This is a genomic window from Mesorhizobium sp. M7A.F.Ca.CA.001.10.2.1, from assembly GCF_003998575.1.
Classification (GTDB): domain Bacteria; phylum Pseudomonadota; class Alphaproteobacteria; order Rhizobiales; family Rhizobiaceae; genus Mesorhizobium.
The window spans coordinates 1-11,442 of sequence record NZ_RZQY01000127.1 but is presented as its reverse complement, the minus strand read 5'-3'; the positions used below and the strand labels follow the sequence as shown (position 1 = coordinate 11,442).

The 11,442-nt window shown below is 63.7% G+C and carries 12 protein-coding genes; 5 read left to right on the top strand and 7 right to left on the bottom strand.

Going from position 1 to position 11,442, the window contains the following annotated elements; all coding sequences use genetic code 11:
• Positions 1 to 807, bottom strand: an 807-nt coding sequence (locus EN964_RS11315; protein ID WP_127276361.1) for a PfkB family carbohydrate kinase, incomplete at its 3' end; no start/stop codon positions are given.
• A 3-nt stretch (positions 808 to 810) separates the two neighbouring features.
• A complete protein-coding gene (locus EN964_RS11310) occupies positions 811 to 1,611 on the bottom strand; it encodes a class I fructose-bisphosphate aldolase (protein ID WP_127266571.1) in 801 nt (266 codons plus the stop codon).
• Positions 1,612 to 1,773: 162 nt separating this feature from the next.
• Between EN964_RS11310 and EN964_RS11305 the strand changes: the two genes are divergently transcribed.
• From EN964_RS11305 to EN964_RS11295, 3 genes are all read left to right on the top strand, one after another.
• Positions 1,774 to 2,535: a DeoR/GlpR family DNA-binding transcription regulator gene (locus tag EN964_RS11305; RefSeq protein ID WP_127266572.1), complete on the top strand. Its 762-nt coding sequence runs from the start codon at positions 1,774 to 1,776 to the stop codon at positions 2,533 to 2,535.
• A gap of 268 nt (positions 2,536 to 2,803) precedes the next feature.
• On the top strand, positions 2,804 to 3,952 hold the full coding sequence (locus EN964_RS11300) for a Gfo/Idh/MocA family protein (RefSeq protein WP_127266573.1): 1,149 nt from the start codon (positions 2,804 to 2,806) through the stop codon (positions 3,950 to 3,952).
• A gap of 10 nt (positions 3,953 to 3,962) precedes the next feature.
• Positions 3,963 to 4,922 carry an alpha/beta hydrolase gene (locus EN964_RS11295; protein ID WP_127266574.1) on the top strand — a complete coding sequence of 320 codons (960 nt, stop codon included), beginning with the start codon at positions 3,963 to 3,965 and terminating at the stop codon, positions 4,920 to 4,922.
• Here the strand turns inward: EN964_RS11295 and EN964_RS11290 are convergent.
• Entirely contained in the window at positions 4,910 to 5,944 is a 1,035-nt protein-coding gene (locus EN964_RS11290; protein WP_127266575.1) for a LacI family DNA-binding transcriptional regulator, read from the bottom strand. The genes EN964_RS11295 and EN964_RS11290 overlap by 13 nt on opposite strands.
• Positions 5,945 to 6,354: 410 nt before the next feature.
• Here EN964_RS11290 and rsgA point away from each other — a divergent pair, with 410 nt between their 5' ends.
• Positions 6,355 to 7,365, top strand: coding sequence for a ribosome small subunit-dependent GTPase A (gene rsgA / locus EN964_RS11285; protein WP_164748644.1), 1,011 nt, complete (start codon positions 6,355 to 6,357; stop codon positions 7,363 to 7,365).
• Between the two features lie 21 nt (positions 7,366 to 7,386).
• Here rsgA and EN964_RS11280 read toward each other — a convergent pair whose 3' ends face one another.
• Positions 7,387 to 7,920 carry a sterol desaturase family protein gene (locus EN964_RS11280; protein WP_127266577.1) on the bottom strand — a complete coding sequence of 178 codons (534 nt, stop codon included), beginning with the start codon at positions 7,918 to 7,920 and terminating at the stop codon, positions 7,387 to 7,389.
• A gap of 173 nt (positions 7,921 to 8,093) precedes the next feature.
• On the opposite strand from EN964_RS11280, the gene EN964_RS11275 reads away from it, so the two are divergent.
• Positions 8,094 to 8,564, top strand: coding sequence for an NUDIX domain-containing protein (locus EN964_RS11275; protein WP_127266578.1), 471 nt, complete (start codon positions 8,094 to 8,096; stop codon positions 8,562 to 8,564).
• 10 nt (positions 8,565 to 8,574) lie between these two features.
• On the opposite strand, the gene pobA is transcribed toward EN964_RS11275, so the two are convergent.
• The 3 genes from pobA to pcaG are packed head-to-tail and all read right to left on the bottom strand — an operon-like array spanning position 8,575 to position 11,433.
• Entirely contained in the window at positions 8,575 to 9,747 is a 1,173-nt protein-coding gene (gene pobA / locus EN964_RS11270) for a 4-hydroxybenzoate 3-monooxygenase (RefSeq protein ID WP_127266579.1), read from the bottom strand.
• A complete protein-coding gene (locus tag EN964_RS11265) occupies positions 9,747 to 10,799 on the bottom strand; it encodes a 3-carboxy-cis,cis-muconate cycloisomerase (protein WP_127266580.1) in 1,053 nt (350 codons plus the stop codon). Before EN964_RS11265 ends, pobA begins: the two co-directional genes overlap by 1 nt.
• 19 nt (positions 10,800 to 10,818) lie before the next feature.
• Positions 10,819 to 11,433, bottom strand: a complete 615-nt coding sequence (gene pcaG, locus EN964_RS11260; protein ID WP_127266581.1) for a protocatechuate 3,4-dioxygenase subunit alpha — start codon at positions 11,431 to 11,433, stop codon at positions 10,819 to 10,821.
• Between the last annotated feature and the right edge of the window lie 9 nt (positions 11,434 to 11,442).

The following is an 11,442-nucleotide window of genomic DNA, read 5'->3' as shown; positions in this document are numbered from 1 at the left end:
CGCGAATGCGACCCGGCCTGCGGTTTCGGCCCCGCGTGTCAATGCCAGGGCATAGGCGCCATGAAAGCAGTCACCGGCGCCGGTCGAGTCGACGACGGCAACCCGGTGCGGAGGCAGGTGCCAGAGCCCTGTCTCGTCGCGTCCGCGATAGAAGACGCCCCTGCCGCCATCCGTCAGAACCACGGCGGACCGCGACGGCAACCACAATGCATCGAGTATCTCGGCCGGCGACTGGCGGCCGGTGGCGGTCCGCGCGAAGCCGAGCGGAAGAATGAGATGGTCGCAGAGCCCGATCAGTCTCTCGGTGGCCGGGCCGTGGCTCCATTCGACATCGCCGAGGATCGCAAGGCCGAGATCGCGAGCCCGAGCCACGACATCCAGCGACCCGATCCCGTAACTGTCGACGATCAGGACTGTCGCGCGGCTGAGAACCTCATCCGGAAAGTCCGGCGCGGTGCCCAGCATCGCTTCGTCGTCATACGCGATGAATCGCTCCCCATCCGAACCGACGGTGATCCGCGAGCGCACCGGGCGCGCGTGCGGGTGGCGCGGCGCAAACGCGGTTTCAACGCCGCTCGCAACGAGATCGCACAACACGGCGTCGTCGGCGGCACTGCCCAGCCATCCGACGAACCCGGCGCTTCCGCCGAGCCGCGCGACGGCGGCAAGTGCCGTCGCGACATTTCCCCCGAAAGCTCGGGCACTTTGCAGAACCTTCCCCTTGCCCGCCGACAACGGCTGATCGACATAGACGATGTCGTCGATCGCAATAGCTCCGAAGCCGAGGATTGAAGGGACGGCGGGCATGGTTCAGGCACCCGCCTTCGCCAGGGCGTCTTGCGCCGAAAGGCCGTCATGGATGACGCCCCGAAAGGCGATCGCTGCCTTTTCCGGATCGCCGTGCCCCCAGAGATTGCGGCCCACCACGGCACCGCGCGCGCCGGCACGGATGGCGTCCGCCGTCTGCTGAAGGGCGCCGAGCAGCGTGTCGGTCTTCGGACCGCCGGCGATCACAACCGGCACCGGGCAGGTCCGAATAGTCTCTCGGAACGACTCGAAATCGCCCGTGTAACCGATCTTGATCACATCGACGCCGGACTCGTAGCCGATGCGTGCCGCATAGGCGATCTCGTCGGGGGTAAAGACGATTTTTGCCCCGTCGGTGAAATCGCGAGGGTAGATATGCGCCACCACCGGCATGCCGTAACGGGCCGCAGCGTTCACCGAATCGGTCAGCCAGCGTATGTATTTGCCCTCGGTCGCGCCGCGCACCGGAATGGCCACGGCCAACGCATCGGCGCCAGCGCGCACCGCATCCTCGGGCGTTGCAATCAGTTCACTGATGCGATCGTCTGGGGTAAAGCAGCCGGCCTGGATCACCAGGCAAGCCTTGCCCGCGTATTGCGGCCACAGATGGCGCGCGGTGCCGGGCTGGATGCTGACATAGTCGGGTTTGCCTACCATGACGCGTGCAAGGGCGCCCGGCAGATCGGCAAGACCTCCTTTGCGCACGTCGCCATAGCCGACAAAGTGGTCGACCGCGCCGCCAAAAAGATTCCCCGACGGATGTGAGAAGAGGCGCGCCAGGCGCACCTTGGTTCCGAGGCTCATGAGTCCTAAACTCTCCAATCGATTGATTTCAAAATCCTGCACCCAATGTTTGCGAAAGAAAAGACAAATGCAATCTTTCGAAAGCTTTCGAATTCGCATATTTTTGGTAGAGTGAACCGAGGCCAGGGTGATTGCTTGGCGGATGGAGGCAAGGACAGGGCAATGTTGTCAGAGCAGAGACGCCAATCGATCCTGGGTGAAGTGCAACGTAGCGGACAGGTCCGCATCAAGGACCTGTCAGACGATTTTGGCGTATCGGAAGTCACGGTGCGCTCCGACCTCGAGATACTGGACCGTAAGGGACTGCTGACCAAGACCCGCGGAGGCGCGGTGACCCGGACCACGGATTCGACCACGGCCGCGTTCGCCCGGCGGATGCAAACCAACCTCGATGCAAAGAAACGCATCGCCCGGGCAGCGGTAGAACTGTTCGAGGACAACCAATCGGTCATCTTCGACGGCGGCTCGACTTTGATGCAGGTTGCCATGCTGTTACCGCCGCTCAGCAATGTCGTGGTCGCGGCCACGGCGATGAATATCGTGCAGCATCTGATGCATCGGCCCGGGCTCGACGTTCACATGATCGGCGGCCGGGTCTATCCAGACACGGTGAGCACACTGATCACCGATGCCGACACGGCTCTCGGCGGCTTGGTAGCGCATCAGGTCTTTGTTGGAGCGCATGCGATCGACTCGTCGCTGGATGTGGTCGACGTGAACGAAGACATGGCGCGAACGAAGCGAAACCTCGTGCGCATGGCCCGGCGCGTTGTCCTCCTTGCGGATTCGAGCAAATGGGGCGTCAGCGGGACGTCCAAGGCCTTTTCGCTGTCGAGCGTCGATGTCGTGATCACCGACGATAGCCTGTCGGGTCCGATACGCAGCCAGCTTGATAGGACCGGGGCCAAGGTGATCTATGCCTGACCCCGTCGCGGTCCCTGGCTGCGACCGAGTATCCAATGCGCGCATAGCCCACAGGATTCGCATCGGCGGTCGGCCGGTTTTCATGTCTGTCATTTTTCTCCTCCCAAGGCTGGCGGCCTCCCGATATCGCACCAGCATTTTCGCATGTTGTATAAAAATTTTACGCGCGTCAATATTTAAAACGTTGTATAGCCTTTTGCGAAAGCGATCCGCCTAACGGCTGGGCGGAACCGGCAGGCCATGAGCGCATTGGGAGGCAGGATCGAAAATGCACGGGACATCAAAGACCAAACTCGGGATCGGCGTCATCGGATGCGGCAACATCTCGATGACTTACCTGCGCAACGCCGGGCTTTTTGGCGGGATCGAATTGCGCGCCTGTGCCGATATTTCGGCCGACATGGCAGCAGTGCGAGCGAAGGAATATGGTATCCAGGCACTCGGCGTCGACGCGTTGCTGGCCGACCCGGAGATCGATCTTGTCCTCAACCTGACCATTCCGGCGGCGCATTTCGATATTTCGTTTGCCGCGCTTTCGGCCGGCAAGCACGTCTTCACCGAAAAGCCGCTCGCCACCTCGGCCGCCGACGGACAACGCCTGGTCAACGAGGCGCGGTCGCGCGGCCTGCTGCTCGGCTCGGCGCCCGACACGTTCCTCGGTGCTGCCGGGCGCCGTGCGCGCCGGTTGATGGACGAGGGCGCCATCGGCCGTCCGGTGACCGGCACCGCCTTCATGATGGGCCGCGGCATGGAGCACTGGCACCCCAACCCGCAATTCTACTACCAGCCAGGCGGTGGCCCCGTGTTCGACATGGGTCCGTACTATCTGACCATGCTGGTCAATCTGCTCGGCCCGGTCGAGCGCGTCATGGCAATGGCGACACGCGGCCAGGAAGAAAGGCTGATATCAGCCGATGGGCCATTCAAGAACACGACATTCAAGGTCGGCACGCCAACCAACGTTTTGTCGCTGCTTGAATTCCGCTCCGGCGCGACCGTCACCTTCGGCGCCTCGTGGGATGTCTTTCGCCACTCCAACCACCCGATCGAACTGCACGGCACGGAGGGCTCGCTGCGCCTGCCCGACCCCGACACGTTCGGCGGCACGGTGTCGCTGTCGGAGCGCGGCACCGACTGGCAGGATTTCGCCAGCGAGGGCGATCTCTACGGCGCCCGCAACTGGCCTTATGCCGCGCCCGACCGCGCCAATTACCGCATGCTCGGCGTCGCCGATCTGGTGCGCTCGCTTCAAACCGGCAGCACCCCACGGGCCTCCGGCAGCCTCGCGCTGCATGTACTGGAGATCATGGAGGCTATCCTGCGCTCCGGTGAAACACAGGGATCAGTCGCCATCGCGGGCGATGTCGTGCAGCCGGCCCTGCTGACCGAGGAAGAGGCGAGCAGCCTGCTGGCCTGAGGACATGACCATGACGCTCGATCCGGATGCGCTGCGCGTCCTCGAAATTGGTCGTGCAGCCGGCGGCGAGCCATTCGAGACCGGCAGCGTGGCGGCGGCGCGAACTGCCTACAACGCCTCGTTCCCGACGTTACAGGGTGAGCACGAGCCGGTCGCTGCGACCCAGGAACGGCAGATCGACGGGACGAATGGGCCTATAGCGCTCCGCATCCATCGCGGCATCGGCGCACCGCAAAGCGGGGCACCGGCGCTGCTCTACCTGCATGGCGGCGGCTGGGTCATCGGCAACCTCGATTCGCATGACGAGATCTGCCGCCTGATGGCCAATCTCGGCGGCGCCGTCATTGTCTGTCCCGATTATCGCCTGGCGCCAGAGCACAAATTTCCCGCCGGGCTCGAGGATTGCCTGGCGACACTGCGCTTCATAGCGGGGAATGCCGCCGGTCTCGGCATCGACATCAGACGCATCGGCGTTGCCGGCGACAGCGCCGGCGGCAATCTCGCCACGGTGCTGGCGCTGCTTGCCCGCGATGGGCTTGCGCCTCAGCTTGCGGCGCAACTCCTGATCTATCCCAACACCGACGCGCGGCAGGCATCGAATAGCTACCAGCGTTTCGGCGACGGCTTCGGGCTCACCGCAACCACCATGGCATGGTTCCGCGACCACTATGTGCGAACGCCCGAGGACATCATGGACTGGCGCGTCTCGCCCTTGCTGGCGCCTGCCCTCGCCGGCGCGGCGCCGGCTTTTGTGGCGCTTGCCGGCCGCGACATCCTCGCCGACGAAGGGGCAGCCTATGCGGCGCGCCTGCAAGCCGCGGGCGTGCCGGTGATCCTCCGGCAGTGGCCGGGCCAGATCCATGGCTTCGTCTCAATGGGACGCCATATTCCCGCTGCCCGGCAAGCGGTGGCCGAGGCGGTGGCTGCCTGGCGCCACTTCGAGAAGGTCGCTGACGATCAGGCCGACTGACGCATCACCAGGGTGGCGCCGAGCTTGACAGTGCGGGCCAGGCCTTGCTTCGGCGGATCGGCCTCGTCCAGCAGAGCCAGCAGTATCTCGACGCTGCGGCCGGCCATGGCGGTGAAATCCTGCGCCATGGTGGTCAGCGCCGGGCAGGTGTAGCGGCTCAGCGGATGATCGTCGTGTGCTGCAACCCGCAGATCGCAATCGGGTCTGCGGCCGACCTTCAGGCCGCGCGAGAACGCAGCCGCCATCACGCCAAAGGCGAGGCGATCATTGGCGCACAGGATGGTGCGGCCGGGCAAGGCGCCGGCCTGCAGCATTTTTTCCGTCTGCTCGTAGCCGATGCGTTCGAAGTCCCAGGTGTAATCGCGGGTGCCTTCGATGACGACCGGCTTGAACCCGGCGGTCTCCATCGCGACGATGTAGCTTTCCTGGCGTTCGCCGGAGTTGTGGTTGACGTGTGGGATGTCGAGATAGACCGGCGGCTCACCCGAACGGCAGAGATAGTCGACGATGGTCGAGACGCTCTGCCGGTTGTCATTGCCGACGAACGGCGTATCGCCCTCGATATAGGTGTCGAAATAGACAATCGGAATATCCTGCCCGAGCTTGTCGAAGACGCCGCGGTCGGAAGCCAGACCCAGTGGGGCGATGATCGCGCCGGCGACCTTCAGGGACAGCAGCGTCCTGACCGACTCCGCCTCCAGCTTCGGCGAACCATGCGAGGAGATGACGATCGGCCAGTAGCCTTCGTCGCGGCAGCGAAATTCGATGCGGCTGACCATCTCGGCGTAGAACGGATCGGTGATCGTCGGCACGACGATGCCGATGTTGCGGGTGCGCTTGCGGTTGAGATTTCGGGCGAAAAGGTTGGGCTGATAGTCCGAGGAGCGCAGGGCGGCTTCGATGCGCGCCCGCGTCGCCGGCTTCACGCTCGCCGGATCGTCGAAATATTTGGACAGCGTCGGCCGGGACACGCCGCATGCCTGGGCGAAGTCATCCATCGTGCGGTGCGTCTTCTCCGCCATCGATATATTCCTGATCCCCTGCCATGATCGGCCCGCCCCCAGTCATGCGGCCGTTGACCGGATGCGACAATCCTGGATGGAACTTATTCAGTCAATTTTCACAGTTACCAATAGAACCCAGAAATATTGCATGCGTCAAATTATTCGTTAACGTTTCAAAGCTGAGGCGGCTCGCCGCCGTTTTTTCCCGCCAAACGCTTTCGGATAGCGCTGTTTCGTCGACTTGATCGTCAGTTCGACGATCGAGGGCCGCAGAAGCTTGCCGCTCGCTCTCGGCTCCGGGCCTGCTTGCCAAATGCCGCCATGCCGCCCATACAGCTGGGCAATCGCCCACCCCGTCCGCGCCTCACCTGCCAGGGATACTCTCCAATGTCCGCGACGCCGTGGTCAAAGCCGTGACGGACCACTCCATGCCATCGCTTGCCGGCCTGGGCTGGACGGATTTTTTTGGCGACCAGCTCGAACCCGGCGACGCCGATCTTATCCCGACGCGGATCGCCACCGTCCACCGCGATCGCCTGACCGGCCTGTCCCAGGCAGGGCCGGTCGATCTGACACTGCCGGCGCAGGCGAACACCGGTGACTATGCGGTCGGCGACTGGGTACTGGTCGATGGGCATGAACACCTTGTGCAGCGCCGCCTGGTCCGCAAGACGGTGCTGGAGCGCCGCACCCAGGGCGGCAGGGTGCCGCAGCTTGCCGCGGCCAATGTCGACACGCTGTTCATCGTCACCTCGTGCAATGCCGACTTCAATCCCGCCCGGCTCGAGCGTTATCTGGCGCTCGCCAATGAGGCCGGAACGACGCCTGTGATCCTGCTGACCAAGGCCGATACCGCTGAAGACGCCGAGACATATGCAAGGCAGGCTGCCGCGTTGCAGCGTGGATTGCCGGTCGTGACGCTGAACCCCCGGACATCGGATGCGGCAACCATCCTGGCTGCCTGGTGCGGTGTCGGCCAGACGGTGGCGCTGATCGGCTCCTCCGGCGTCGGCAAATCGACGCTGGTCAACACGCTGGCCGGATCGGGGCAGCAATCGCCGCAGCAGACCGGAGGCATTCGCGAGCACGATGCCAAGGGACGCCACACCACCACGTCGCGATCGCTGCACGCCATTGCCGGCGGCGGCTGGGTGATCGATACGCCGGGCATGCGGACTTTGCAGGTCAGTGACGTCGCCTCCGGCATCGACACGCTGTTTGCCGAAATCACCGAACTCGCGCCACTGTGCAAGTTCCGCGACTGCACGCATGTGCATGAGCCGGGCTGCGCTGTGCAGGCTGCCTTGAAGGCCGGAACGCTCGATCCGGAGCGCCTTGCCCGCTGGCGAAAACTGTCCGACGAAAACCAGAACAACACGCCGGCTCAGAGCGGACCCCGCGGAGCCAAGTCTCCCGGCGGTCGCGGCAAGAGGCGTTGAACGGCCGAGGCTGAACTGGCTTCAGAGCCGCGCCGTCCCGAAAACGCGATCCCAGAACGCCGACGTCACACCGAAATTGGCCGCTTCGTCGATGTGGTGATGGACCGCGTGGCGACGCTTGAGCGTGTAGAGATAGCTCGGATGCGCGGGATGCCAGTGATGGATCATGTGGTGGATGCTGATGTACCAGAGGTACCCCAGCATCAACCCGCAGCTTACCGCGCTCGCGGTTGCTAAATCCGAGATCATCCATACCGGCAGGAACGCGACCAGCGCATGCACCCCGAGGCTGAGCCAGGTCGGCGTGCCCACCGAACTGCGCTCCTCGACATGGTGACGGTCGTGCAGGTCCTTGATGTAGGGAATGTGGTGAAGAACGAACCTGTGCAGCACATACTCGATCAGCGTCCAGAGGCCGAGACAGGCGAGGACCGTGCCTATCCAGCCCGGCGCACCCTCTTCGCCGGCCTCGAGCAGCCCAGCCACTGCCAGCACGGCGATTACCAGCGGATACACGACGAAGTCGCTGTAGTAGCCAATAAGACCGAGTTGCATCGTCACCTAGCCTTCGAGCCGCCAAATAGGCGATGGTATCAGATTGCCGGACTCGCGGGTGAGGTGCAATGCAGCCGCGCCTGACATAGCGTCGCAATCCCCTGGTGCAAGGTTCGCGTCAACGATTCAAGGACCATCGGCAGGCTGCCAGCTTCGCAAACGGACATACAAAAATGGCAAAACGCAGTGCGGGATTGCTGATCTATCGCCGCAGCGACGACGATCTCAGGGTGTTGCTGGTTCACCCGGGCGGACCCTTCTGGGCGAAGAAGGACGATGGTGCCTGGTCGATACCGAAGGGCCTCGTCGGCGAGGACGAGGATGAGTTGACGGCAGCGCAACGCGAGACCGAGGAAGAGCTTGGCGTCAAGGTCGATGGATACTTCACTCGTCTCGGCGACTACAGGCAACCGGGCGGCAAGATCGTCTCGGCCTGGTCCGTCGAGGCGACCATCGACATCGATGTGACCTCCATCAAGAGCAACAGCTTCACCATGGAATGGCCGCCAAGGTCGGGATCCCTGAAGGAGTTCCCGGAGGTCGACAGAGCGGGCTGGTTCACCTTGCCCGAGGCCGAGGTGAAAATCCTCAAGGGGCAGCGCCCGATGCTTTTGGATCTTGCCAGGCAGCAAGGCGCGGGATGATCCGCAGCCCTCAATAAGGCAGGCCGACATAGTTCTCGGCGAGCGCGGTCGATGCGGCGCGCGAGTGCATGAGGTAGTCGAGTTCGGCCTCCTGGATGCGTTGGCCGAAATCGCCGGTGTCGGGAAAACGGTGCAGCATCGTCGTCATCCACCAGGAAAAGCGCACCGCCTTCCAGACCCGTGCCAGCGCCTTGCCGGAATAGGCATCGATGCCATCATGTGACTTCTCGACGTAGAAGTCGCGCAAACCTGCGAAGAGATAGCGCACGTCGCTGGCGGCGAGGTTGAGCCCTTTCGCCCCGGTCGGCGGTACGATATGGGCGGCGTCGCCAACCAGGAACATCCTGCCGAAGCGCATTGGCTCGGCAACGAAGGAGCGCAGCGGCGCGATCGATTTCTCGAAGGATGGGCCGGTGACGACATTTGCCGCCGTCTGCTCCGGCAAGCGGCGGCGCAACTCGTCCCAGAAGCGCTCATCCGACCACGCCTCCACGCGATCGTCCTGCGGGCACTGCACATAGTAGCGGCTGCGATGCGTCGAGCGCATCGAGCACAGCGCAAAACCCCGCTCGTGATTGGCGTAGACCAGTTCGCGGTCGGCTGGCGGCACCTCGGCCAGCACGCCGAGCCAGCCGAACGGATACTGCCGCTCGAAGATTTTTAGGGTACGCTCGGGCACCGATTTGCGGCTGACGCCATGATAACCGTCGCAGCCGGCAACGAAGTCGCAGTCGATGCGATGCGTGACGCCATCCTTGTCATAGGTGGCGAAAGGCGCGGTGCCGTCGAAATCGTGCAGAGCGACATTTGCCGCCTCGTAGATCGTGGTCAGCCCTGCCGCGTCGCGCTTGTCCATCAAATCGTGCATGACCTCGGTCTGGCCATAGACGGTGACATGCCTGCCGCCGGTCAGCGCCTCGAGGTCGATGCGATGCAAGCGTCCGTCGAAGGCGAGCGAGATGCCAGTATGCGGCAGCCCTTCGGCATGCAGCCTTGCCGCCGCGCCGGCCTGTTCCAGCAATTCGACGGTGCCCTGTTCGAGCACCCCTGCCCGCACGCGGCCAAGCACGCGCTCGCGGCTCGCACGTTCAAGAATGACCGTCTCGACGCCGATGCCGGCCAGCAGTTGCCCAAGCAGCAACCCGGACGGCCCGGACCCGATGACGACGATTTGCGTGCGCATCAGTGGCCGAGACTTTCGACCTGTGCGGCCAGTTCGGCGGCAAGGCGCAGCGACGCTGCCGTTGCGACGACCATTTGCGGCAGCAATAGCCACTCCAGCGTCCATGCAGCACCCGACCGCTCCTGCTCATGCACGAGCGCGTGATGCAGGCCGGCAAGCTGCGTGGCGTTGAAGCGGGCAAGCGCCACCAGCGCTTCGGCCTTCACCGGGTTCTGCTTGTGAGGCATGGTAGACGAGCCGCCACCGCCGGAAAGTTTGATCTCGGTTCCATCTTGCGCCATCAGAGCGATGTCCTGGCCGAATTTGCCGAGGCTGCCGGTCAGCAGCGATAACCAACCGGCAAAATCAGCGAGCGCGTCGCGCTGGTTCTGCCATTGCGGTGCGTCGCCAAGACCAAGCCTGACGGCCAGGGCTGCGCGCACCGCTTTCCCTTTGTCGCCTAGTTTTTCCAGTGTGCCGGCGGCACCGCCGAACTGCACCACCAGCAGGCATCTCGACTGTTCCGGCAGCTTTTCCTGGTGCCGTTGCAGCGGCCCCTGCCACGCTGCCACACGATCATGCACTTTGATCTGAATCGCCTTCTGCATACGCGTCATGCCGGTCAGCGCCCTGCCGCCAAAACGCTCTTCGAGCGAGGCGAGGCGCATGACGGTTTCGGTCAACAGCAGATCGAGATGCTCGACGACGGGTTTCAGCCGAAGCATCAGGCCCGTGTCGACGACGTCTTGGCTGGTCGCGCCGAAATGCACTTTCTGGCCATGCGGTTCGCCGACCGCCGCCCTGATCTGGCGCACCAACTCCGGCACCATGACGCCGTCTTTGGCGACCCCGGCTCGCAGCAGAGCCGTGTTCGGCCGGAACGTGCCAAGCGCCGCCACGATCGCTGCCTCGGCATCTTTGGAGATTATCCCGTTATCGGCCTCCGCTTGCGACAGCGCCTGTTCAAAGGCCAACATGGCCTCGATTTCCGCCTCGACGGAAAAATGCCTCGCCGCTTCTTCGTCGCCGAGAAGAGCGGAGAGCAGCGGATGGTCGAAAGGCGATACAGTCATGTCACAGGCCTCCTGAGCATCAGCTGTCGAAGAAGACCGTTTCCTTCTCCCCCTGGAGATGGACGTCGAAGACATACATATCGCCTTGGCGCTCGGCGATCAGCGTCGGCACGCGAAGGCGGTGCTCGACCCGCGCAAAGATCGGATCTTCAGCATTGGCCTTTTCCTCATCGGAAAAATACAGTCTTGTGTGCAGGCCGAGATTGATGCCGCGGGCGACGATCCAGAGCGTGATATGCGGCGCCATCAGGCGACCATCGTTGAACGGGACGCGGCCAGGCTTGATCGTCTCGAACGCACACAGGCCGGTGTCCATGTCGGTCGGGCAACGGCCCCAGCCGAAGAAGTTGGGATCGGCCGTGCCGCGCGGTTCTGCCGGCGAATTGTAGAGCCCGTCGGCATCCGCCTGCCAGATCTCGATCAGCGCATCCTTGAGCGGCGTGCCGGTGCCGTCGAGCACCCGGATGCGCAGGCCGATGCGCTCGCCCTTGGTCTTGTCGTTGACCATGGTCGCGCCGAGGTCGGTCGGGTAGACGCCGCCGATGCCACCGAAATTGGGCGTCAGCCCGATATGAACGTAGGGTCCGGCGGTCTGCGAGGGGCTCTCCCTGAGCCGGTCGAGCGACTGGGCCATCAATTGCCC